We start from the raw sequence: 20264 nt of genomic DNA on the forward strand, positions 1-20264 counted from the left end.
CGTGCCGGGCGGTGTGGTCCAGGGGGAGGTGCGGATTCGGGGCGGTGCCGTCGACCAGCTGATCGAGGGCCTCTCCGTGGGGCTCCAGGGCCGGGTGGAGATCGAGGGCGGCGACCACGAGGTCAAGCAGGACATCGAGTTCACCGAGGTACGCCTGGGCGGGGATCTGGCGATCGCGGCGGGCGCCCTGCATGTGGTGCCGTTCGGGCTCGAAATACCCTGGGAGACCCCGATCACGAACATCGCGGGGCGGCCGCTGCCCGGGATGCCTATCGGGGTGACGACGGAGCTGGAGATCGCGCGGGCGCTGGACGCCGGGGACCTCGACCCCATTCAGGTGCATCCGCTCCCCGCGCAGCAGGCCGTTCTTGACGCCTTCGGCGAGCTCGGTTTCCGGTTCGTGAGTGCCGATCTGGAGCGCGGCCGCATCCGCGGCACGCGCCAGCTGCTCCCCTTCTACCAAGAGATCGAGTTCTGCCCGCCGGAGCAGTACCGGGGGCTGAACCAGGTCGAGTTGACCTTCGTCACGGACGACCGCGAGATGGACGTGATACTGGAAATGGACAAGAAGCCGGGTCTCTTCAGCGAGAGCAGTGACTCGTACCGGGCGTTCCAGGTGGGGCTGCACGACTTCCGGGACACCGACTGGACGGGATACCTCCATCAGTGGCTGGCCGATGTGGGTGGCAGACGGAACTGGCTCTAGGGTCGGACAAGGAAACTGACAGCCGATGCAGGAGGTGCCGTCGTGACCGGGCTCAGCAAGCCGCCGCTCCCCCATGACTTTCATCCGCCGGTGCCCTCGTTCACCGTGGTGAGCGAGGACATCGCGCCGGGTGCGGTATTGAAGGACGCTCAGGTGTACGCGGCGGGGAATACCTCGCCGCAGCTGCGGTGGGAGGGGTTCCCGCCGGAGACCAGGAGTTTCGCCGTGACCTGCTTCGACCCCGACGCGCCCACGGGCAGCGGGTTCTGGCACTGGTCGCTGTTCGACATTCCGGCCTCGGTGACCGAGCTGCCCGCGGGTGCGGGCAGTGGTGCGTTCAAGGGGCTGCCGCCCGGCGCGGTGCAGGCCCGCAACGACTACGGCGCGAAGGAGTTCGGGGGCGCCGCGCCGCCGGCCGGTGAGAACCACCGCTATGTCTTCACCGTGTACGCGGTGGACACCCCGCAGCTCGGTATCGACTCGGACACCCCGCCCGCCGCGGTCGGCTTCAATCTGCGGTTCCACACGCTGGCACGCGCCCAGCTCATCGCCGAGTACGCGGCTCCCGCCGAAAGCTGAAGCCTGCGCGTCTGTTTGCCCTGCCCCGGTCTTGGAGAGACCAGGGCAGGGCCTTTTTTATTGCGTTGTCCATCGTGGCGTGCCCGGCCAGAGTTGATCCCAGTCCCGCGTCCCGCCAGGGGGTGGGCCGGCACACGGAGGTGGGCACCATGCGGGACACATTGGTACTGAACGCCAGCTTCGAACCGCTGTCGACAGTGACGCTCAACCGCGCGGTGGTCCTGGTGCTCCAGGACAAGGCCGTGGTCGAGCAGGCCCACCCCGGGCTCCGGGTGCGTGCGGCCGCTGTCGAGCTGCCGGTACCCCGGGTGATCAGGCTCTGCCGCTATGTCCGGGTGCCCTTCCGAAGACAGGCACCGTGGTCGAGACGGGGGGTGCTGGTCCGTGACCAGCACAGGTGCGCGTACTGCGGGCGGCGGGCGACCACCGTCGACCATGTGGTGCCGCGCGCGCAGGGCGGCCAGGACACCTGGCTGAACACGGTGGCCTCCTGCGCCGAGGACAACCACCGCAAAGCGGCCCGTACCCCGGACCAGGCCGGAATGCCGCTGCTGCGCAGGCCGTTCGTGCCGACTCCGGCCGACGCGATGATGCTCGCGCTCGGTGCCGGTGACCGGCAGGCGCTGCCCGACTGGCTCCCGCAGACCGCGTAGACGTACGCGGAGAAGCCCGCCCCCTGTCATGTGCCGATCCGGCCGGGGGCGGGCTTCTCCGTCGCGCCGGGTCGTTACTCCGAGGGGCGCCTCGCGGCCGGCGGCGCGGGCGACTCCTTGCCGGTGTTGAAGCCGGGGACGTTGTCGCCGAGGTTCCCGAAGGCTCCGCTGAGTCCCTTGAGCGCGTCGCCGATCTCGCTCGGCACGATCCAGAGCTTGTTGGCGTCGCCCTCGGCGATCTTCGGGAGCATCTGGAGGTACTGGTAGGCGAGCAGCTTCTGGTCGGCGTCGCCCGCGTGGATCGACTCGAAGACCGTACGGATGGCCTGGGCCTCGCCCTCCGCGCGCAGCGCCGAGGCCTTGGCCTCACCTTCGGCCCGGAGGATGGCCGACTGCTTCTCACCCTCGGCGCGCAGGATTTCGGACTGCCGGACACCTTCGGCCTGGAGGATCGCGGCGCGCTTGTCACGGTCGGCGCGCATCTGCTTCTCCATCGAGTCCTGGATGGAGGTGGGCGGTTCGATGGCCTTGAGTTCGACGCGGTTGACGCGGATGCCCCACTTGCCGGTGGCCTCGTCGAGTACACCGCGCAGCGCCGCGTTGATCTCCTCACGGGAGGTCAGGGTCCGCTCCAGGTCCATGCCGCCGATGATGTTGCGGAGGGTGGTGACGGTGAGCTGCTCGATCGCCTGGATGTAGCTGGCCACTTCGTAGGTCGCGGCGCGGGCGTCGGTCACCTGGTAGTAGATGACCGTGTCGATGTTGACGACGAGGTTGTCCTGGGTGATCACCGGCTGCGGCGGGAAGGGCACGACCTGTTCCCGGAGGTCGATCCGGTTGCGGATCGAGTCGATGAACGGGACGACGATGTTCAGTCCGGCGTTGAGAGTTCGTGTGTAGCGGCCGAACCGTTCGACGATGGCGGCGCTGGCCTGTGGGATCACCTGGATCGTTTTGATCAGGGCGATGAAGACCAGCACCACCAGAATGATCAGAACGATGATGACGGATGGCATCGTGCTCCCCGTGCCCTTCGATTGCCGACAGTTCCCGATGAATGATCTTCGCAGACCTCGGCCTGCCGTGTGTGAGGTTCTGTCACAGGACGACGGCTGTCGCTCCGTCGATCTCCACGACGTCGACCTGCTGACCTGGCTGATAACTGCTGTCACCGTCGAGGGCCCGCGCCGACCACACCTCTCCGGCCAGCTTGATACGGCCGCCGCTGCCGTCGACCCGCTCCAGGACGACGGCCTGACGGCCTTTCAACGCATCGATCCCGGTGGCCAGTTCAGGTCGCTGGGACCGGTGCCGGTTGGCGATGGGGCGTACTACGGCGATGAGTGCGACGGACACGATCACGAAGACGAGGACCTGGAGCACCGGGCCGACGCCGAGGCCGGCGGCGGCCGACGCGGCGACCGCCCCTACGGCCAGCATCCCGAATTCGGGCATGGCGGTGATGACGAGCGGGATTCCCAGCCCGGCCGCGCCGATCAGCCACCACACCCATGTCTCGATGTCCACGGGGTCATGGTAGGGCGGCAGTCCCCTTCGGGGACAGGGCGCAAGGAGTACGGAACCGGTCAGCCGAGCGGAAGGCCCTGCGCGGTCCAGCGGTTGCCGCGCTGTTCGACGACGAGCGGCAGCCCGAAGCAGAGGGAGAGGTTGCGGGAGCTCAGCTCGGTCTCCATCGGACCGGCGGCGAGCACCTTGCCCTGACGGATCATCAGGACGTGGGTGAAGCCCGGGGCGATCTCCTCGACGTGGTGGGTCACCATCACCATCGAGGGGGCGTACGGGTCCTTGGCCAGCCGGCCGAGACGGCGTACGAGGTCTTCGCGGCCGCCGAGGTCGAGACCGGCGGCGGGCTCGTCGAGCAGGAGCAGCTCGGGGTCGGTCATCATCGCGCGGGCGATCAGGGTGCGCTTGCGCTCGCCCTCGGAGAGGGTGCCGAACTTGCGGTCCAGGAACTCGGTCATGCCGAGGCGGTCGAGGAAGGCGCGGGCGCGCTGCTCGTCGACCTCCTCGTAGTCCTCGTTCCAGGTGGCCGTCATGCCGTAGGCCGCGGTGAGCACCACCTGCAGCACGGTCTGCCGCTTGGGCATCTTCTCGGCCATGGCGGCGCCGGCCATGCCGATGCGCGGGCGGAGCTCGAAGACGTCGGTGCCGGGCTTGCCGAGCTGCTCACCGAGGATCGACGCGGTGCCGGTGGTCGGGAAGAGGTAGCTGGACGCGATATTGAGGAGGGTGGTCTTGCCCGCGCCGTTGGGGCCGAGGATGACCCAGCGCTCCCCCTCCTTCACCGCCCAGGAGACGTCGTCCACCAGAGCACGTCCGTCGCGGACCACCGATACGTCCAGCAGCTCCAGTACATCGCTCATGAGCGCGTTGTCTCCCCATGCAGTCTCGGTTCGCGCGTGCGCCTGTGGGCGCAGCTCCCAGGGAAAACCTACGCCACTTGAGAAGTGCGCCCACGTCTAGGTCCAGTCCCTACGCTGGGTCCATGTTCACGGAACCACGCTCAGGACGGCTGGCCGCATGGGGAAATGCCCTGTTGGCCGGAATTGTATCGCCGGATGACGCCGCACTCGCCATCGTGGGCGAGGACGCTGTGCACCGGGTGGAGGGGCTGCCGGGCGAGGCGGGGCCCGTCGGGCTCACGCTGGCGCTGGGGCGGCTGAGATCGCTCGGCGCCACCGGCTACCGGGTGGCGATGCCCACAGCGGGACATCCGCTGGGTCTCAGCGGGCCGCCAGAGTTCAACGCGCGGGCGCTGGAGGCGGAGGAGGCGGTCACCGCCTTCGGCGTACCGCTGGGGCTGGTGCCCGAGCTGTACGAGGCGGGCCCGGAGGGCGATCTGCACCGGGAGGTGGTCTGGCACTGCCTGCCGGTCCGCGAGGCGCCGCCGGCCGACGTGCCCTCGCTCGGTGAGGCGGAGCGGGAGCTGGCGGAGGGGCTGCGGGAGGCGACCGCGGTGCTCTCGGGTCTCGATGTGGCGGGCGGCGGGCCTGCTGCCGAGGCGGCGATCGACGCGTACCGGGCCCGGGCGGAAGCGGGGGCCGGGGAGCTGCTCGCGCCGGGGTATCCGGCTCGCGCGGTCCGGGTGCTCGAACTGGCGCGGCGGGTCGGGCTGCTGGTCTCGGTGGCGTACGAGCACGGGCCGGGCGGCGCGGTGAGCGCATCGGAGATGGCGGCGCGGGGGAATGCGCTGCGGCCGGTGGAGCGAGTGGCCCGGCGGGCGCAGGTGGCGGCGTACAACGCGTACGTGGAGGAGCGGGAGCGGCGCGGCTGACGGGGGCTTCGACGAGGGCGCTCCTGCAACCGGCCGGCCCCCTTCCGCCCTCGCACCTCGGAGGCCACGAGCGGCGATGCGGGCGGTCCCGAAGAAGACTGCGGCGGAAAGAACCTGCCCTGTCCGGACGAACGGCCCCCCGGGCACAGTGCCTGAGGGGGCACGGTGTCCGAGGGGCCGTCGGCCGGTGACCGTTGTGCGGTCAGCCGTTGATGCCGTGGTTGGCGAAGGCCGGGTTCAGGACGCCGATGACGGAGACGGTGTTGCCGACGGCGTTCACCGGGACGTGCACCGGGGCCTGCACCACGTTGCCGGAGACGACGCCGGGCGAGTTGGTCGCCGCACCAGCCGCGTGCGAGGCGGCGGACGCCGCACCGGCTCCGGCGGCGAGGACGCCACCGGCGACGAGGGTGATGGCAGCGGCCTTCTTCAGGTTCTTCATTTCAGGATCCTCCTAGCTGGCTGCGGCCGGCGCCGCAGCACGCATGGAGAACGGCGGAGGGGTCATCCGGATACGCCATGTGGGTGACTTACACCCGACGGTATGAATCTCACACCGGAATATGACGGTCCGCTCAAGCCTCCGCTCAGCCCGCCGCCCCGTTCCGTACCGCCCAGAGCGCCGCCTGGGTCCGGTCGGCGAGGTCCAGTTTCATCAGGATGTTCGACACATGCGTCTTGACGGTCTTCTCGGAGAGGACCAGTGCTCGCGCGATCTCCCGGTTGGAGCGTCCGTCGGCGATCAGCCCCAGCACCTCGCGTTCCCGCTCGGTGAGCGCGGTGCCCCTCCCCTGGCCGCCGCCCGGCTCCGGGGAGAGCAGCGCCCCGGCCACTTCGGGCTGGAGCAGGACGTGCCCGGCGTGGACCGAGCGGATCGCGTCGGCCAGCGCCTCCGGGTCGACGTCCTTGTACACATAGCCCGACGCACCCGCGCGCAGGGCGGGAACCACGGTGCGCTGCTCGGTGAAGCTGGTGACCACCAGCACCCTCGCCGGATTGGCCAGCTCCCTGAGCCTGCGCAGCGCCTCGATACCGTCCATGCCCGGCATCTTGATGTCCATCAGGACGATGTCGGGGCGCAGCTCCTCGGCGGCGGCCACCCCCTGCTCCCCGTCCGGTGCCTCGCCCACGACCTCGATGTCGTCCTGGATCTCCAGAAAGGTGCGCAGGCCCCGCCTGACCACCTGGTGGTCGTCGACGAGCAGCACGCGGATGGCCGCCTTCGGCCTGGGTGCGGTGTCAGCCACCGGGCACCTCCATCTCGATCGTGGCGCCCTCTCCGGGCGCCGATTCCACCCTGAGCCTGCCTCCGACGCCGCTCGCGCGGTCCCGCATGGAGACCAGGCCGAGGTGCCGGCCGGCCCGCCGTACGGCCGACGGCTCGAATCCGGCGCCGTCGTCGGTGATCCGCAGGACCGCGCCGGGCCGGGCCCGCCGGCTCTCCAGTACGACATCGATCCGTCCGGCGCCCGAGTGGCGCAGGGCGTTGTGCAGCGCCTCCTGGGCCACCCGCAGCAGCGCCTCCTCCTGGGCGGCGGGGAGCGCCCGCACCTGCCCGCTCCGGAAGGTGACGTGCGGGGTGTGCGCGCGGTCCAGGACCTGGATGTGCGTCCGGAGCGTGGGGATCAGACCGTCCTCGTCGAGGGCGGCGGGGCGCAGCTCCACTACGGCGGCGCGGAGTTCGTCGGCGGCCTCGGCCGCGAGGTCGGCGACCTGCTGGAGCTCGCCCTTGGCGCGGGCCGGGTCGCGGTCCACCAGGGTGGCGGCGGCCTGGGCCGTGAGCCGCAGGGAGAAGAGTTTCTGGCTGACGGCGTCGTGGAGTTCGTGCGCCAGCCGGGAGCGTTCCTCGGCGATGGTGAGCTCGCGGCTCCGCTCGTAGAGGCGGGCATTGGTGAGGGCGATGGCGGCGTGCTGGGCGAGGATCGTCAGGAGCTCCTCGTCCTCCTCGGTGAACCCGCAGCGGCCGGTGGGCCTGGGACACCGCTTGTTGGCGAGGAAGAGCGCGGCGATCGTCTCGTCGCCGTCGCGGACGGGCAGGCCGAGGAAGTCCGACATCTCGGGGTGCGTGGACGGCCAGCCGCCGAAGCGGGGGTCCTCGCGTACGTCGTCGAGGCGCTGGGGCTTCTCGTCGTGCAGCATCGCGGCGAGGATGCCGTGCTGGCGCGGGAGCGGGCCGATGGCCTTCCACTGGGCGTCACTGACCCCGTCGACCACGAACTGGGCGAAGCCGCCGTGGTCGTCGGGGACCCCGAGCGCGGCGTACTCGGCGTCCAGCAGTTCGCGGGCGGAGACCACGATCGTCTTGAGGACGTCGCGGACCTCCAGGTGCCTGCTCATCGCGAGCAGCGCGGTGCTCACCGCGGACAGGCCGGAAGCGGGTCGATGGGACATGGCCACACCGTACCGGCGGGCCGGGCGGGCCGTATCGGGCTGCGGACGGGCTCCGTCCCGGTCCTTGGGGACCAGCTCACCCGGGACATCGGGACTACTCCGAAGTGCCCTGGTCCCTGCGTCCCGCGGCCGAGGCGCGGAGCGGGGGCGCGTTCCTACGTTGGCGGCACGAAGTTGGCGGCCCGAAGTTGGCGGCACGAAGCGACGGGCTGACCGGAAGAGCTGCGGGACTACGGGAAGAGGGACGTGCCATGGCGGTAGCAGTCATCACGGGCGGATCGAAGGGGCTGGGCCGGGCGCTCGCCGCGGGGCTCGCGGGGCGGGGCTGGGACCTGGTCATCGATGCGAGGACACCGGAGGTTCTGGACGGGGCGGCGCGGGAGCTCGCGGAGTACGGCACGCGGGTGGTGGCGGTGGCGGGGGACGTCGGCGACGCGGCGCACCGGAGCCGGCTGGCCGATGCGGCGCGCGGCCTCGGCGGGCTCGATCTGCTGGTCAGCAATGCGAGCGCGCTGGGCGCCGAGCCGCTCGTACGTCTGGAGGAGCTGACGCCCGACGGGCTGCGGGCGGCGCTGGAGACCAATGTGGTGGCCGCGCTCGGTCTGGTGCAGGAGGCGCTGCCGCTGCTGCGGGCGTCCGGTGCGGGGGCGGTGGTCACGGTGAGTTCGGACGCCGCTGTCGAGGCGTACCCGACCTGGGGCGGATACGGGGCGTCGAAAGCCGCGCTGGACCAGCTGTCGGCGGTACTCGCGGCCGAGGAGCCGGGGCTGCGGGTGTGGGCGGTGGACCCGGGTGACATGCGTACCGATCTGTACACGGCCGCGGTGCCCGGTGACGAGGAGGAGAGGCCCGCGCCTTCGGAGGTGGTCCCGGCGTTTCTGCGGCTGCTCGACGAGCGCCCGGCGAGCGGGCGGTACTCGGCCCCCGCGCTGGTGGGTGAGGTGCGATGAGTGCGCGGCAGGCACTGCGGGTCCCCGACGGGCGGCCGGCGGTGGTGCCCGCCGAGGAGCGCGGCCGGGGGCGGGACGACGTACGGCTGATGGTGTCGCGCGGCACCGCTGTCTCCCACCACGCCTTCCGGGAGCTGCCGGGGCAGCTGCGGGCGGGGGACGTACTGGTGGTGAACACCTCACGGACGCTGCCCGCCGCGGTGGACGGGACAGCTTCTTCCGGGGCCCGTGTCGTGGTGCACTTCTCGGCCCGTGGGGACGACGGCCGGTGGGCGGTGGAGCTGCGGGAGCCGGTGCCGGGCGGGAGTACCCGGCGGTGCGCGGGCGGCCCGGCGGGGTCCGTGGTGCGGCTGCCCGAAGGCGTACGGCTCGTATGGGAGGAGCCGCTGGCCGCCGGTGAGGACCGGTTGTGGTGGGTGCGGCCTTCGGCGGCCGCAGTGCCGGAGCTGCTGCGGCGGCACGGGCGCCCGATCCGGTACGCGTACACCCGCCGTGACCAGCCGCTCTCCGCGTATCAGACGGTGTTCGCGCTGGCGGCGCCGGACGGGGCGGGTTCGGCGGAGATGCCGAGTGCCGGGCGGCCCTTCACCGCCGGTCTTGTCGCGGAGCTGGTGAGCCGGGGGATCCAGTTCGCGCCGGTGGTGCTGCACACCGGGGTGGCGTCGGCGGAGGCGCACGAGACCCCGTATCCCGAACGGTTCGAGGTGTCGGCGGCCACTGCCCGGCTGGTCAACGCGGCGCGGGCGGGCGGTGGGCGGATCATCGCGGTGGGGACGACAGCGGTGCGTGCCCTGGAGACCGCGGCCGGGGGCAACGAGGCAGACGGCCTGGTGCGGGCGCTGGCCGGGTGGACGGATCTGGTGGTCACGCCCGGCCGCGGGGTGCGGGTGGTGGACGGGCTGCTGACCGGGCTGCACGAGCCGGAGGCCTCGCATCTGCTGATGCTGGAGGCGGTCGCGGGGCGGGAGGCCCTGGAGCGCAGCTATGCGGAGGCGGTACGTGCGCTCTACCTCTGGCACGAGTTCGGGGACGTTCACCTCATCCTTCCGGATGAGGAACCTAACGCTCCGCATTGCTGTAGCAACGCATTGTGAATTCACTGCCCGAACAGTGTGACGCCGCGCATAGGACCCACGTCACTTACGAGGTTCGCTAGTTGATGCTTAAGGGGCTCCTGGGCCGGGTAAGCGCGGGCACTCGGCACTCCAGGAGCGCACCTACGCCACTAAGCAGGATCGTACGTCACACCTTTGCCACAAGATTTTGCGGCCGCTAAGAATTGCTCCCGTCGCCGCCCCAGGGCGCTCCGCCGCCCCCGGCGCTCGCGACTTCCGCTATTCGAAGAGGAACGCCCGCATGTCCGAGAACCGCCATGGCCTTCGTCGCCTGACCAAGACTCACAAGTACTCGATCGGTGGTGTGGCCGCCGTCGGCGCCGCCGCACTCGCCTTCACGCTTGTTCCCGGAAACGCGTCCGCAGAGACTTCCCACACGTCGATCGACGCGGCCCCGGTCGCCTTCGCCTCGCAGACCAAGGCGGTGCAGGCCAGCCTGCACACGCAGCAGGCCCACGCCGACCAGGCCGCCAAGACCGCGGCGGCCAAGGCGAAGGCAGCGGCGAAGGCCAAGGCCGCCGCCAAGGCCAAGGCCGAAGCCGCCGCCAAGGCGAAGAGCGAGGCTGCCGCCAAGGCCAAGGCGAAGGCGGCCGCAGCGGCGAAGGCGAAGGAGCGGGCGGCCAAGGCCGCCGCCAGCCGCGCCGCCGCCCGCACGCCCGTCTACGCGAACAACCTCGACGGCTGGATCCGCCACGCGCTGGCCATCATGCAGGCCAAGAACATCCCCGGCTCGTACAACGGCCTGTACCGCAACATCATCCGTGAGTCCGGCGGCAACCCGATGGCCATCAACAACTGGGACATCAACGCCCAGAACGGTGTCCCGTCGAAGGGCCTGCTCCAGACCATCCAGCCGACGTTCGACGCGTACCACGTCGCCGGCACGTCGTCGAACATCTACGACCCGGTCGCCAACATCACCGCCGCCGCGAACTACGCCGCCGCGAACTACGGCTCGATCGACAACGTCAACAGCGCCTACTGATCCGGCACTGGTCACGCAGGAGTCACATGGTCCGGCGCACCACCGGACCACGCCGAAGGGCGGCACCCACACTGCGGGTGCCGCCCTTCGGCGTTGCGGGACTGCGGGTCTGCTACTTGCGCATGACCTCGGGCTCGTGCCGGCGCAGCAGCCGCGCCACCATGACGCCGCAGATCACGCCGATGGCGAGCAGGATCCCCATGTCCATCACCCAAGTACCGAGGGTGTGGTCCCAGAGCGGGTCGGTGCTGGCCAGGTCCTTCTTGTTGGGCAGCAGGACGTTCAGCGACGCGGTGGCGCCCGCGGCGGCGACCGCCCAGCGGGCGGGCATCAGGAACGAGAACTGGTTGATCCCCGCAGCGCCGTTCAAGGTGAACAGACAGCCCGTGAAGACGACCTGGGTGATGGCGAACATGACGAGGAGCGGCATGGTCTTCTCGGAGGTCTTCACCAGCGACGAGATGATCAGGCCGATCATCATCGAGGTGAGGCCGAGCGCCATGATCGGCAGGGTCATCTCCAGCCGGGTGGAGGTCGAGAAGATCAGGCCCTCGGCCGGCGCCTTCTTCATCCCGAAGCCGATGCCGCCGATGATGGCGCCCTGAACCAGGGTGATCAGACCGAGCACGATCACCTTGGACATCAGATAGGCGGAACGCGAGAGGCCGGTGGCCCGCTCCCGTTCGTAGATCACCCGTTCCTTGATCAGCTCTCGTACGGAGTTGGCCGCCCCGGCGAAGCAGGCACCCACCGCGAGGATCAGCAGGATCACCGCGCCGTCGCCGTTGCTGAAGCGCCCTGCCGCCGGGCCGAGGCCGAGTCCGTAGTCAGCGGGGATCAGCGCGCCGACCGTACCCAGCACCGCGGGCAGCAGCAGGGAGAGCGCCATGAAGCCCCGGTCGGACACGATCACCGACACATAGCGCCTCATCAGGGTGAGCAGCTGGGAACCCCAGGCCTGCGGCTTCGGCGGCTTCATGGACTGGGCGGACGGCATGTCGACCGACTGCACCGCGACCGAGTCGATGTCCGCCGCGTACATCTGGTAGTGCTGCGAACCGCGCCAGCGCCCCGCCCAGTCGTAGTCGCGGTAGTTCTCGAAGGCCGAGAAGACATCGGCCCAGCTGCTGTAGCCGAAGAAGTTCAGCGCCTCCTCGGGCGGTCCGAAGTACGCGACCGAGCCGCCGGGCGCCATCACCAGGAGCTTGTCGCAGATGGCGAGCTCAGCGACGGAGTGCGTGACGACGAGGACCGTACGGCCGTCGTCGGCGAGGCCGCGCAGCAGCTGCATGACATCGCGGTCCATGCCGGGGTCGAGCCCCGACGTCGGCTCGTCCAGGAAGATCAGCGACGGCTTGGTCAGCAGTTCGAGTGCGACCGAGACGCGCTTGCGCTGGCCACCGGAGAGGGAGGCGACCCTCTTCTCCTTGTGGATGTCCAGCTTCAGCTCGCGCAGCACCTCGTCGATGCGCGAGGAGCGCTCCGCCTCGGTGGTGTCGGCGGGGAAGCGCAGCTTGGCCGCGTACTTCATCGCCTTACGGACCGTGAGCTCCTTGTGCAGGATGTCGTCCTGCGGGACCAGCCCGATGCGCTGGCGCAGCTCGGCGAACTGCTTGTACAGATTCCTGTTGTCGTAGAGGACATCCCCGCGGTTGGCGGGCCGGTAGCCGGTGAGCGCCTTGAGCAGGGTGGACTTCCCGGAGCCCGACGGGCCGATGACCGCGATGAGCGACTTCTCCGGGACGCCGAACGAGACGTCCTTGAGGATGTCCTTGCCCCCGTCGACCGTCACCGTGAGGTGGCGGGCGGAGAAGGAGACCTCGCCGGTGTCGACGAACTCCTCCAGGCGGTCGCCGACCAGCCGGAAGGTCGAGTGGCCGACGCCGACGATGTCGTTCGGGCCGATCAGGGCCGTGCCGGACTTGGCCATCGGCTGGCCGTTGATGTAGGTGCCGTTGTGGGATCCGAGGTCCCGGATCTCGAAGCGGCCGTCCGGTGTCGCGACGAACTCGGCGTGGTTGCGGGAGACCTGGAGGTCGGAGACGACCAGTTCGTTCTCCAGGGCACGGCCGATGCGCATCACCCGGCCGAGCGCCAGCTGGTGGAAGGTGGTCGGGCTGCGGTCGCCGTACGCCGGCGGGGCCTCCGCGCCCCCGCCCGCCGGACCGCCCTGCTGAGGCACCTGGCCCTGCTGCTGCCAGCCCTGCGGGGCCGCGTTCTGCGGCGGCTGCTGAGCCGGGGCCCAGCCCGCCGGAGCGCCCTGCTGCTGGGGAGGGGCGTACGCCGGTCCCTGCGCCTGGGCGGCCTGCGGAGCGTGCGCCGGCGCGGACGCCTGCGCCTGCACCGGTGCCTGGGCCTGCATCGGCGCCTGTGCCTGCGCGGCCGGCGCTGCGGCGGACAGGCTCAGCAGCGGGCCGTCGGCCGCGTTGCCGAGGTGCACCGCCGAACCGGGGCCGATCTCCAGCTGCTGGATCCGCTGCCCCTGCGCAAACGTGCCGTTGGTCGAGCCATGGTCCTCGATGACCCAACCACGGCCTCCCCAGCTGATAGTGGCGTGTCGCCACGAGACCCTGGCGTCGTCGATCGGCAGGTCTCCCTGCGGATCACGGCCGAGGGTGTACGACCTGGACGGATCGAGCGTCCAGATCCTGCCATTCAGTTCAACTACGAGTTCCGGCACTCCAGCCCCACTTATTGTCCCCCGAGGTACCCCCATTGCAGGGAGTCTAGGGATGGCGAACATCCTGGGGAACTATTTCAGGCACAGAGAGGCATCGGGAAGCCGGGCTGTGTGACGACCGCGTACCAATGGGGTGGAGACGCACAGGTCCGGGCGACGTTCGCGACAAATAGGGGCTGCCGCGCCCGGTCCGCCGGCCGGTCCCGCCACCGGCGTCCGGTACTCGGGACGGACTGCCTGCGGCCCGGCCGCGACCTATACGGTGGGACCACCATGAGCGCATCGCAGCCCCCAGTCCACGCGGACTCTCCGACTCTCCTCGTCAAGATCTTCGGGAAGGACCGCCCCGGGATCACCGCAGGTCTCTTCGACACCCTCGCCGCCTACGCCGTCGACGTCGTCGACATCGAGCAGGTGGTCACCCGTGGCCGGATCACGCTGTGCGCCCTCGTCACGGCTCCGGGCCCCGGCGGCAACGCCGAGGGCGAGCTGCGGGCCACCGTGCACAGCTGGGCCGAGTCCCTCAAGCTGGAGACGGAGATCATCTCCGGCACCGGCGACAACCGGCCCCGGGGCAGCGGGCGTTCCCATGTGACCGTGCTCGGCAACCCGCTCACCGCCGAGTCGACCGCCGCCATAGCGGCGAGCATCACCGGCACGGGCGGCAACATCGACCGAATCTTCCGGCTGGCCAAGTACCCGGTGACCGCGGTGGAGTTCGCGGTGTCCGGGGTGGAGACCGAGCCGCTCCGTACGGCACTCGCCATAGAGGCTTCGGTGCTCGGGGTGGATGTGGCCGTGATCTCGGCGGGTCTGCACCGCCGCGCCCAGCGGCTCGTCGTGATGGACGTCGACTCGACGGTCATCCAGGACGAGGTGATCGAGCTCTTCGCCGCGCACGCGGGGTGTGAGCAGGAGGTCGCGGAGGTGACGGCGCGCGCGATGCGCGGCGAGCTGGACTTCGAGCAGTCACTGCACGCGCGGGTGGCGCTGCTGGCGGGGCTCGATGGGTCGGTCGTCGACAAAGTACGGTCCGAGGTACGGCTCACGCCCGGTGCCCGCACCCTGATCCGTACGCTGAAGCGTCTTGGCTACCAAGTGGGCGTCGTGTCGGGCGGGTTCACCCAGGTGACCGATGACCTCAAGGAGCGGCTCGGCCTCGATTTCGCCTCGGCCAACACACTGGAGATCGTCGACGGCCGGCTCACCGGGCGGGTCGTCGGTGAGATCGTGGACCGCGCGGGCAAGGCGCGGCTGCTGCGGCGGTTCGCCGCGGAGGCGGGCGTCCCGCTGGCACAGACCGTCGCCATCGGGGACGGTGCGAACGACCTGGACATGCTCAACGCGGCGGGGCTCGGCGTCGCGTTCAACGCCAAGCCCGTGGTCCGCAAGGCCGCCGACACGGCGGTGAACGTGCCCTTCCTGGACACGGTGCTCTATCTGCTGGGGATCACCCGTGAAGAGGTCGAGGCCGCGGACGGCCTCGTCGACGACGGGGTCTGACCACCACCGGCCTCCACCGCCTGTCGCGGGGGAGGCCGTTGGCCGGTCCTACTCGTGCGGCGCCCAGAAGGCCGTCAGTTTGCCCACTCCGTGCTCGACGGACTTCCATGGGCCGGTGAACTCGATGACGGCGATCCCCGCGGTCGGGAATCCGCTGCGGTTCATCCTGGTCAGCAACTCTCCCTCGGCACGGCCCGACAGCGCGTCGGCGAGTGCGTGCGTCACCGGGTTGTGGCCGATGACCAGCACATCGCTGACGTCGTCGGGGATCTCGTTGAGCAGCGCGAGCACTTCGCCGAGGGACGCCTCGTACAGCCGCTCCTCGTAGACGGTCCGGGGCCGGTCCGGCAGTTCCTGGACGGCCAGCTTCCAGGTCTCGCGCGTCCTGACCGCGGTCGAGCAGAGGGCCAGGTCGAAACGGAACGCGTGGGAGGAGAGCCAGCTGCCGGCGGCCGCTGCGTCCATACGGCCGCGGTCGGCGAGCGGCCGGTCGTGGTCGGACACCTCGGGCCAGTCGGCCTTCGCGTGCCGGAGAAGGACAATCCTGCGGGACTCGGGGGTTCCGGGGGCTGTTCCCCCGGATGACACAACGGCGCTCATACAATCCAGCTTCGCACGGATCGGACCATCGGGCGCAGGGTGTTGGGAGGCTCCCCCCGGCACGAGTGAACAGGCTTCGGCCACGGTGGCCGGGGAGCGCTACAACGGCAGACTCTGCTGGATCCGCTCCAGCACATGCGTGACGGTGGCCTCGCCGGTGTCCGCGTGCGCCTGGCCGGGCGCGCTGATCAGCAGCAGCAGAACGGCGAAGGCCAGCGCGGGCAGGGCGATGGCCCACCAGGGCAGCCGCACATCGATCCCGCTCTGCGCGTGGCCGTGGTGGGGGCGGGTGGTGTGCGGACGGGCCGGCATGGCCGCCTCCATGAGGTTCGCGGTGGCTGATGTACCTGAACCTACGGAGTACGGGGGCGCCCTCCCATCCGGTGACCCACCCACTTCACCCTGAGCCTGGCCCCCTAGGGGACGGTGGTGCTAGCCCCACCGCCGGTCCGTGGGCGTCCGATCGGGACACGGGGTCAGGACAGGGGGCAGGGCGGGGTCGGTGTTCCGGGCCGGGGACACCGGTCCGGGACATCGGACAGGACAACGGGTCAGGGCGACGCGATCGTGGCGATGATCGCGACGATCGCCGTGACCGCGAGCATGGCTCCGAGCACGAGCAGGAGCTTCTTCTGACCGTTCTGGGGATTCGGTTCGAGCACTGGCATGACGTCAGTCTCGCATCTCAGGATTCGTCCTCGATCGTCCGGTCCCGTCCGGCGAGGATCCCGGCGGCGATCTGCGGCACCATCAGCCCGGCCATCAGCGCGATGGGCAGGCCCCAGCCGCCGCTGTGCTGGTAGAGGACCCCGACGAGCAGCGGTCCCGGGATGGAGATCAGATAGCCGGTGGACTGGGCGAAGGCGGAGAGCCTGACCACTCCGGCGCCGCTCCGCGACCGCATGCCGATCATCGTCAGGGCGAGCGGGAACGAGCAGTTGGAGATGCCGAGCAGGAGCGCCCAGACCCAGGCGCCGCCGGACGGGGCCAGATAGAGACCGGCGTAACCGACGAGCCCGCAGGCGCCCAGGGCTACGACGATGGGGCCCTGGTTCTTCATCCGGCTCGCCAGGCGCGGGATGACGAAGGCGAGCGGCACGCCCATCACCATCGTGACGGCGAGCAGCAGCCCCGCCGTGCCGGCCGAGACCCCGGCGTCACGGAAGATCTGCGGCATCCAGCCCATGGTGATGTACGCGGCGGTGGCCTGGAGCCCGAAGAAGCAGGCCAGGGCCCAGGCGGTGCGGCTGCTGGTGATCCGGCGGACGGGTGCCTGCGACCGGGCCGCGTCCGCGGTGCCTGCGGCGCCCTGAGCTTCCACGGCGGCTGCGCCCGCCGCGTTCGCCGCGGTGATGCTGCGGTCCTTGATGAGCGCGATCCAGGGCAGTACGGCCACGGCGGCCAGCACCGCCCACACCCCGAGACCCAGCCGCCAGCTGCCGCCGAGGCCGTCGGTCAGCGGGACGGTGAGGGCCGCGGCGAGTGCGGTGCCCAGGGCGAGGGCCATCGAGTAGAGCCCGGTCATCGTTCCGACGCGGTCCGGGAAGTACCGCTTGACGATCACCGGCATCAGCACGTTGCTCACGGCTATCCCCATCAGGGCCAGCGCGCTGGCGGCCAGGAAGCCTGCCGTACCGCTCATGAAGGGCCGGATCACCAGGCCCGCGGTGATCGCCACCATCCCGGCGCAGACGACGGCGCCGGGCCCGAAGCGGCGGGCCAGCCGGGGCGACATGACGCCGAAGACGGCGAAGCAGAGCGGCGGTACGGAGGTGAGGACACCGGCGACGCTGCCGCTCATCCCGAGGCCGTCCCGCACCTCTTCGAGGAGCGCGCCGAGACTCGTGATGGCGGGCCGGAGATTGACGGCGGCGAGGACGATGCCGGCCATCACCAGTTTCACGGTCCATGCGGCGGGCTGCGGGCGGGCGGCATCCGCCGCGACACGCGGCTCGGCAGCGGGGGCGAGGATCTTCGTCTCGTCGTCTGGCATAAGGACATCATAGAATCATGGGATGATTGGTTGTCCAATCATCCAATCCCCGCTTCCCACCGCCCGACCCCGAACGAGGAGCACCATGGCGCTGAACACCCCCCGGCGTTCCGCACTCGCCGACCAGGTGATCACCGAACTGCGGAACCAGATCACCTCCGGCGAGTGGCCGGTCGGTTCACGCATCCCGACCGAGCCCGAACTGGTCGAGCAGCTGGGAGTGGCCCGCAATACCGTCCGGGAGGCGGTGCGCGCTCTCGCGCACAACGGGCTGCTGGACATCCGGCAGGGCTCCGGCACCTATGTGGTCGCCACCAGTGAGCTGGCCGGGGTGATGCACCGGCGGTTCGCCGCGGCCGACCCGCGGCACGTGGCGGAACTGCGCTCGACCCTGGAGTCGTCGGCCGCCCGGCTGGCCGCCGAGCGGCGCACCGAGCGGGACATGAAGCAGCTGGCGGGCCTGCTCGCCGAGCGGGAGCGGACCTGGGAGGCGGGTGACGCGGAGGCGTTCGTGGCCGCCGACGCGACCCTGCACCTGGCGATCGTGAACGCCTCGCACAACGACGTACTGACCGAGCTCTACGCCGACCTGGGCGACCTGCTCCGCGACTGGCTCCGGGACGACGTGGGGCGCGAGCTGCGGCCCGAGGGGTACATGGACCACACCCGGCTGATCGACGCGATCCGGAACGGCGACGGGGACCTGGCAGCCACCGAGGCGGCGAGCCACGCGTTCGCCAACTGCCTGGAGGCCTCCGCCTGAGGGGTTCCGCGCGGCTCAGTCCGCCCGCCGGTGTGTCACCCAGACCGAGCTGATCTCTTTCCAGCAGCGGCCGGTGAGCCGCACGCTCTGCGCGGGGCCGACCTCGACCGGCGCGCTGTCCATGTCGATGTCCCACCAGCGGGCGCACTCGACGTGCAGGGCGACCCGGTCGGTCCCGACGTATCTGTTGTGACAGGTGGCTGTCGTGTGCGAGCCCCTGAGGGATATGAGGCATCCGGCGCCGAAGGGGGCCGGCTCCGCCTGCACGCTCGTGGGGGCGGCGAGCCCCGCCACTCCGGCCGAGGCCACGAGCAGGACCGCTGTCCGGTAGCGGATCGAACGCATGCCCGTGCCTCCTCCCCGGGTGAGCCGGGGAGTGCCCCGGCCTGATCAGTCTGCGGTCGTTCGCTCCGTTCCACGAGTCGGGCGGGACAGCCGGGGCGGGCGGCGGAAGTGACGTGAGAAGGGTTGACATGCACCCGGGCCGGAATATGTTACATGCAATGTTGAGTATCCCGTAGCCGGCTTCCCCAGACCCCAGATCCCACATCACAGACCCCACACCTCAGACCACAGAGCCTCTGGAGGCCCCCATGGAGTGCGATCTTCTGCTGTCGGGCGGACGGGTGGTGACCGTCGACGGCCGGCGGTCCGTGTACGAACCGGGCTCGGTCGCCATCACCGGGAACCGCATCGCGGCGGTGGGCCCGGCGGCGGAGACCGATGCCGCGTGGCAGGCGGCCCGTACGGTCGACTGCCGGGGCCGGGCCGTCGTCCCGGGCTTCACCGACGGGCACAGCCATCTGTTCCAGTCCCTCGCCCGCGGACTGGGCGAGGGCCTCTCCATCTGGCCCTGGCTGTGCGAGTTCATGTGGCCGTACTCCATAGCAGTGACCCCCGACGACGCCAGGGTCGCCGCCACTCTCGGCGCGGTGGAGGCGCTGCGCTCGGGCATCACCACCGTCATCGACAACCACTACGCGCCCACCGACCCGGAGACCGTGCTCGCGGTGGCGGCGGCCGTCGAATCGGCGGGGCTGCGCGGCGCGGTGGCCCGCGGCATGATCGGACACCGGACCCCGGTGGCGCTCGCGCGGGGGCTGCCTCCCGCGCTCTTCCGGTACTCCGTCGCCGAGGAGCTGGAACTCACCCGGGAGTGCATGCGGCGGCGGCCGCCCGGCTCCACCGTGGAGATCTGGCCGGCCCCCCTCAACCTCAGTTACGTGGACCAGGACCTGGTCAGGGGCGCGGCGGCGCTGGCCGCCGAGTTCGGGACGCGCTGGCACACGCACTGCAGCGAGGGGGCGAAGGACCCGGAGAGCTATCTGGAGGCGTACGGCATCAGACCGGTCGAGTGGCTCGCCGCCGAGGGGCTGCTCGACGAGCGGACCACCCTCGCGCACGCCGTGTGGCTGGACGGCGCGGAGATCCGCCGGATCGGCGAGCGGCGGGCCGGTGTGGCCCACAATCCCGTGTCCAACGCCTATCTGGCCTCGGGTGTGATGCGGCTGCGCGAACTGCGGGAGGCGGGCGCCGTGGTGGCGCTCGGCACCGACGGCCCCAGCGCCGGGCACCGCCAGGACATGTTCGAGGTGATGAAGCAGACGCTCTTCGGGCAGCGCCAGCACACCCTCGACCCGGCCGCCGCGCGCTGCGAGGAGGCGCTGGAGCTGGCCACCCGGGAGGGCGCCCGCTATGCGGGTACGGGGGCCGGCATCCTGACCGCCGGCGCCCCCGCGGATCTCGCCGTGGTCGCCCTGGACCGCCCGCACCAGGTGCCGCTGCACCGCACTGTCTCCGCCCTCGTGTACGCGTCGCGCGGCTCCGACGTGGAGCTGACCGTCGTCGACGGGCGGGTCGTCTTCGAGGACGGCCGCTGCGTGCTGGTGGACGAGGAGGCACTGCTCGCCGAGGCCCAGGAGCGGTCCGAACAGCTCGTGTCGCGTGCCGGCTTCGGCGGACTGACCCGCCCCTGGAACCACTGACCACACCCCCGACCGATTTCCCTGTCGGCTGCCCGTCCGCGGCCCCCGTACATGCGCAGTGAACAA

General features: G+C 70.8%; 22 protein-coding genes (1 of these 22 only partly in view). 10 read left to right on the forward strand and 12 right to left on the reverse strand.

What is annotated here, in order from left to right:
- From OHB13_RS06710 to OHB13_RS06720, 3 genes are all read left to right on the forward strand, one after another.
- Positions 1-706, forward strand: partial view of a sporulation protein gene (locus OHB13_RS06710; protein WP_328376240.1) — the 3' portion only. It extends 77 nt beyond the left edge of the window; only the last 706 of its 783 coding nucleotides appear in the window; the start codon falls outside the window, past its left edge; its stop codon occupies positions 704-706.
- 42 nt (positions 707-748) lie between these two features.
- On the forward strand, positions 749-1285 hold the full coding sequence (locus OHB13_RS06715) for a YbhB/YbcL family Raf kinase inhibitor-like protein (protein WP_328376241.1): 537 nt from the start codon (positions 749-751) through the stop codon (positions 1283-1285).
- Positions 1286-1434: 149 nt separating this feature from the next.
- Complete coding sequence (locus tag OHB13_RS06720; RefSeq protein ID WP_266858388.1) at positions 1435-1938, forward strand: HNH endonuclease; 504 nt, start codon at positions 1435-1437, stop codon at positions 1936-1938.
- Positions 1939-2012: 74 nt separating this feature from the next.
- Here the strand turns inward: OHB13_RS06720 and OHB13_RS06725 are convergent, their stop codons facing one another.
- The 3 genes from OHB13_RS06725 to OHB13_RS06735 form a co-directional block, all read right to left on the reverse strand.
- A complete protein-coding gene (locus OHB13_RS06725; protein ID WP_266858387.1) occupies positions 2013-2954 on the reverse strand; it encodes an SPFH domain-containing protein in 942 nt (313 codons plus the stop codon).
- Positions 2955-3036: 82 nt separating this feature from the next.
- Positions 3037-3465: an NfeD family protein gene (locus OHB13_RS06730; protein ID WP_328376242.1), complete on the reverse strand. Its 429-nt coding sequence runs from the start codon at positions 3463-3465 to the stop codon at positions 3037-3039.
- Between the two features lie 59 nt (positions 3466-3524).
- Positions 3525-4322 (reverse strand): ABC transporter ATP-binding protein, encoded by a 798-nt coding sequence (locus OHB13_RS06735; RefSeq protein WP_266858383.1) that lies wholly within the window; start codon positions 4320-4322, stop codon positions 3525-3527.
- Between the two features lie 122 nt (positions 4323-4444).
- Between OHB13_RS06735 and OHB13_RS06740 the strand changes: the two genes are divergently transcribed.
- Positions 4445-5233: a hypothetical protein gene (locus OHB13_RS06740; RefSeq protein ID WP_266858381.1), complete on the forward strand. Its 789-nt coding sequence runs from the start codon at positions 4445-4447 to the stop codon at positions 5231-5233.
- 202 nt (positions 5234-5435) lie between these two features.
- Here OHB13_RS06740 and OHB13_RS06745 read toward each other — a convergent pair whose 3' ends face one another.
- From OHB13_RS06745 to OHB13_RS06755, 3 genes are all read right to left on the reverse strand, one after another.
- On the reverse strand, positions 5436-5675 hold the full coding sequence (locus tag OHB13_RS06745) for a chaplin (protein ID WP_266858379.1): 240 nt from the start codon (positions 5673-5675) through the stop codon (positions 5436-5438).
- A gap of 145 nt (positions 5676-5820) precedes the next feature.
- Positions 5821-6480 carry a response regulator transcription factor gene (locus tag OHB13_RS06750; RefSeq protein ID WP_323183857.1) on the reverse strand — a complete coding sequence of 220 codons (660 nt, stop codon included), beginning with the start codon at positions 6478-6480 and terminating at the stop codon, positions 5821-5823.
- The gene (locus OHB13_RS06755; protein WP_328376247.1) at positions 6473-7624 is read right to left on the reverse strand and encodes a GAF domain-containing sensor histidine kinase; all 1152 of its coding nucleotides are present in this window, start codon (positions 7622-7624) and stop codon (positions 6473-6475) included. The genes OHB13_RS06750 and OHB13_RS06755 overlap by 8 nt, the downstream gene beginning before the upstream one ends.
- A gap of 251 nt (positions 7625-7875) precedes the next feature.
- Between OHB13_RS06755 and OHB13_RS06760 the strand changes: the two genes are divergently transcribed.
- The 3 genes from OHB13_RS06760 to OHB13_RS06770 all read left to right on the forward strand — a co-directional run bounded on the left by OHB13_RS06760 (position 7876) and on the right by OHB13_RS06770 (position 10674).
- On the forward strand, positions 7876-8574 hold the full coding sequence (locus OHB13_RS06760) for an SDR family NAD(P)-dependent oxidoreductase (RefSeq protein WP_328376249.1): 699 nt from the start codon (positions 7876-7878) through the stop codon (positions 8572-8574).
- A complete protein-coding gene (locus OHB13_RS06765) occupies positions 8571-9668 on the forward strand; it encodes an S-adenosylmethionine:tRNA ribosyltransferase-isomerase (RefSeq protein WP_328376250.1) in 1098 nt (365 codons plus the stop codon). The genes OHB13_RS06760 and OHB13_RS06765 overlap by 4 nt, the downstream gene beginning before the upstream one ends.
- Before the next feature lie 262 nt (positions 9669-9930).
- On the forward strand, positions 9931-10674 hold the full coding sequence (locus OHB13_RS06770; protein WP_266858372.1) for a transglycosylase SLT domain-containing protein: 744 nt from the start codon (positions 9931-9933) through the stop codon (positions 10672-10674).
- Between the two features lie 112 nt (positions 10675-10786).
- Here the strand turns inward: OHB13_RS06770 and OHB13_RS06775 are convergent, their stop codons facing one another.
- A complete protein-coding gene (locus tag OHB13_RS06775; RefSeq protein WP_328376251.1) occupies positions 10787-13354 on the reverse strand; it encodes an FHA domain-containing protein in 2568 nt (855 codons plus the stop codon).
- A 273-nt stretch (positions 13355-13627) separates the two neighbouring features.
- Between OHB13_RS06775 and serB the strand changes: the two genes are divergently transcribed.
- A complete protein-coding gene (gene serB / locus OHB13_RS06780; protein WP_266858368.1) occupies positions 13628-14857 on the forward strand; it encodes a phosphoserine phosphatase SerB in 1230 nt (409 codons plus the stop codon).
- A gap of 48 nt (positions 14858-14905) precedes the next feature.
- Here serB and OHB13_RS06785 read toward each other — a convergent pair whose 3' ends face one another.
- The 4 genes from OHB13_RS06785 to OHB13_RS06800 form a co-directional block, all read right to left on the reverse strand.
- Positions 14906-15457, reverse strand: coding sequence for a SixA phosphatase family protein (locus tag OHB13_RS06785; RefSeq protein ID WP_266858366.1), 552 nt, complete (start codon positions 15455-15457; stop codon positions 14906-14908).
- 99 nt (positions 15458-15556) lie between these two features.
- Entirely contained in the window at positions 15557-15769 is a 213-nt protein-coding gene (locus OHB13_RS06790) for a hypothetical protein (protein ID WP_266858365.1), read from the reverse strand.
- 239 nt (positions 15770-16008) lie between these two features.
- Positions 16009-16125: an SGM_5486 family transporter-associated protein gene (locus OHB13_RS06795; RefSeq protein ID WP_266858363.1), complete on the reverse strand. Its 117-nt coding sequence runs from the start codon at positions 16123-16125 to the stop codon at positions 16009-16011.
- 17 nt (positions 16126-16142) lie between these two features.
- The gene (locus tag OHB13_RS06800) at positions 16143-17450 is read right to left on the reverse strand and encodes a CynX/NimT family MFS transporter (RefSeq protein WP_328376255.1); all 1308 of its coding nucleotides are present in this window, start codon (positions 17448-17450) and stop codon (positions 16143-16145) included.
- 85 nt (positions 17451-17535) lie between these two features.
- Here OHB13_RS06800 and OHB13_RS06805 point away from each other — a divergent pair, with 85 nt between their 5' ends.
- Positions 17536-18213, forward strand: a complete 678-nt coding sequence (locus OHB13_RS06805; RefSeq protein ID WP_266858360.1) for a FadR/GntR family transcriptional regulator — start codon at positions 17536-17538, stop codon at positions 18211-18213.
- A gap of 15 nt (positions 18214-18228) precedes the next feature.
- On the opposite strand, the gene OHB13_RS06810 is transcribed toward OHB13_RS06805, so the two are convergent.
- Positions 18229-18558: a hypothetical protein gene (locus tag OHB13_RS06810; RefSeq protein WP_266858359.1), complete on the reverse strand. Its 330-nt coding sequence runs from the start codon at positions 18556-18558 to the stop codon at positions 18229-18231.
- 248 nt (positions 18559-18806) lie between these two features.
- Between OHB13_RS06810 and OHB13_RS06815 the strand changes: the two genes are divergently transcribed.
- Positions 18807-20198 (forward strand): amidohydrolase family protein, encoded by a 1392-nt coding sequence (locus tag OHB13_RS06815; RefSeq protein ID WP_328376257.1) that lies wholly within the window; start codon positions 18807-18809, stop codon positions 20196-20198.
- Positions 20199-20264: the final 66 nt, after the last annotated feature.

This window comes from Streptomyces sp. NBC_00440 (assembly GCF_036014215.1).
Taxonomy (GTDB): Bacteria; Actinomycetota; Actinomycetes; order Streptomycetales; family Streptomycetaceae; genus Streptomyces.

Bases quoted from the DNA above. Each gene is read 5' to 3' on its own strand.
- OHB13_RS06720 (WP_266858388.1), top strand. From the start codon at position 1,435: ATGCGGGACACATTGGTACTGAACGCCAGCTTCGAACCGCTGTCGACA.
- OHB13_RS06725 (WP_266858387.1), bottom strand. From the start codon at position 2,954: ATGCCATCCGTCATCATCGTTCTGATCATTCTGGTGGTGCTGGTCTTC.
- OHB13_RS06735 (WP_266858383.1), bottom strand. From the start codon at position 4,322: ATGAGCGATGTACTGGAGCTGCTGGACGTATCGGTGGTCCGCGACGGA.
- OHB13_RS06740 (WP_266858381.1), top strand. From the start codon at position 4,445: ATGTTCACGGAACCACGCTCAGGACGGCTGGCCGCATGGGGAAATGCC.
- OHB13_RS06745 (WP_266858379.1), bottom strand. From the start codon at position 5,675: ATGAAGAACCTGAAGAAGGCCGCTGCCATCACCCTCGTCGCCGGTGGC.
- OHB13_RS06755 (WP_328376247.1), bottom strand. From the start codon at position 7,624: ATGTCCCATCGACCCGCTTCCGGCCTGTCCGCGGTGAGCACCGCGCTG.
- OHB13_RS06760 (WP_328376249.1), top strand. From the start codon at position 7,876: ATGGCGGTAGCAGTCATCACGGGCGGATCGAAGGGGCTGGGCCGGGCG.
- OHB13_RS06765 (WP_328376250.1), top strand. From the start codon at position 8,571: ATGAGTGCGCGGCAGGCACTGCGGGTCCCCGACGGGCGGCCGGCGGTG.
- OHB13_RS06770 (WP_266858372.1), top strand. From the start codon at position 9,931: ATGTCCGAGAACCGCCATGGCCTTCGTCGCCTGACCAAGACTCACAAG.
- serB (WP_266858368.1), top strand. From the start codon at position 13,628: ATGAGCGCATCGCAGCCCCCAGTCCACGCGGACTCTCCGACTCTCCTC.
- OHB13_RS06785 (WP_266858366.1), bottom strand. From the start codon at position 15,457: ATGAGCGCCGTTGTGTCATCCGGGGGAACAGCCCCCGGAACCCCCGAG.
- OHB13_RS06790 (WP_266858365.1), bottom strand. From the start codon at position 15,769: ATGCCGGCCCGTCCGCACACCACCCGCCCCCACCACGGCCACGCGCAG.
- OHB13_RS06795 (WP_266858363.1), bottom strand. From the start codon at position 16,125: ATGCCAGTGCTCGAACCGAATCCCCAGAACGGTCAGAAGAAGCTCCTG.
- OHB13_RS06800 (WP_328376255.1), bottom strand. From the start codon at position 17,450: ATGCCAGACGACGAGACGAAGATCCTCGCCCCCGCTGCCGAGCCGCGT.
- OHB13_RS06805 (WP_266858360.1), top strand. From the start codon at position 17,536: ATGGCGCTGAACACCCCCCGGCGTTCCGCACTCGCCGACCAGGTGATC.
- OHB13_RS06810 (WP_266858359.1), bottom strand. From the start codon at position 18,558: ATGCGTTCGATCCGCTACCGGACAGCGGTCCTGCTCGTGGCCTCGGCC.
- OHB13_RS06815 (WP_328376257.1), top strand. From the start codon at position 18,807: ATGGAGTGCGATCTTCTGCTGTCGGGCGGACGGGTGGTGACCGTCGAC.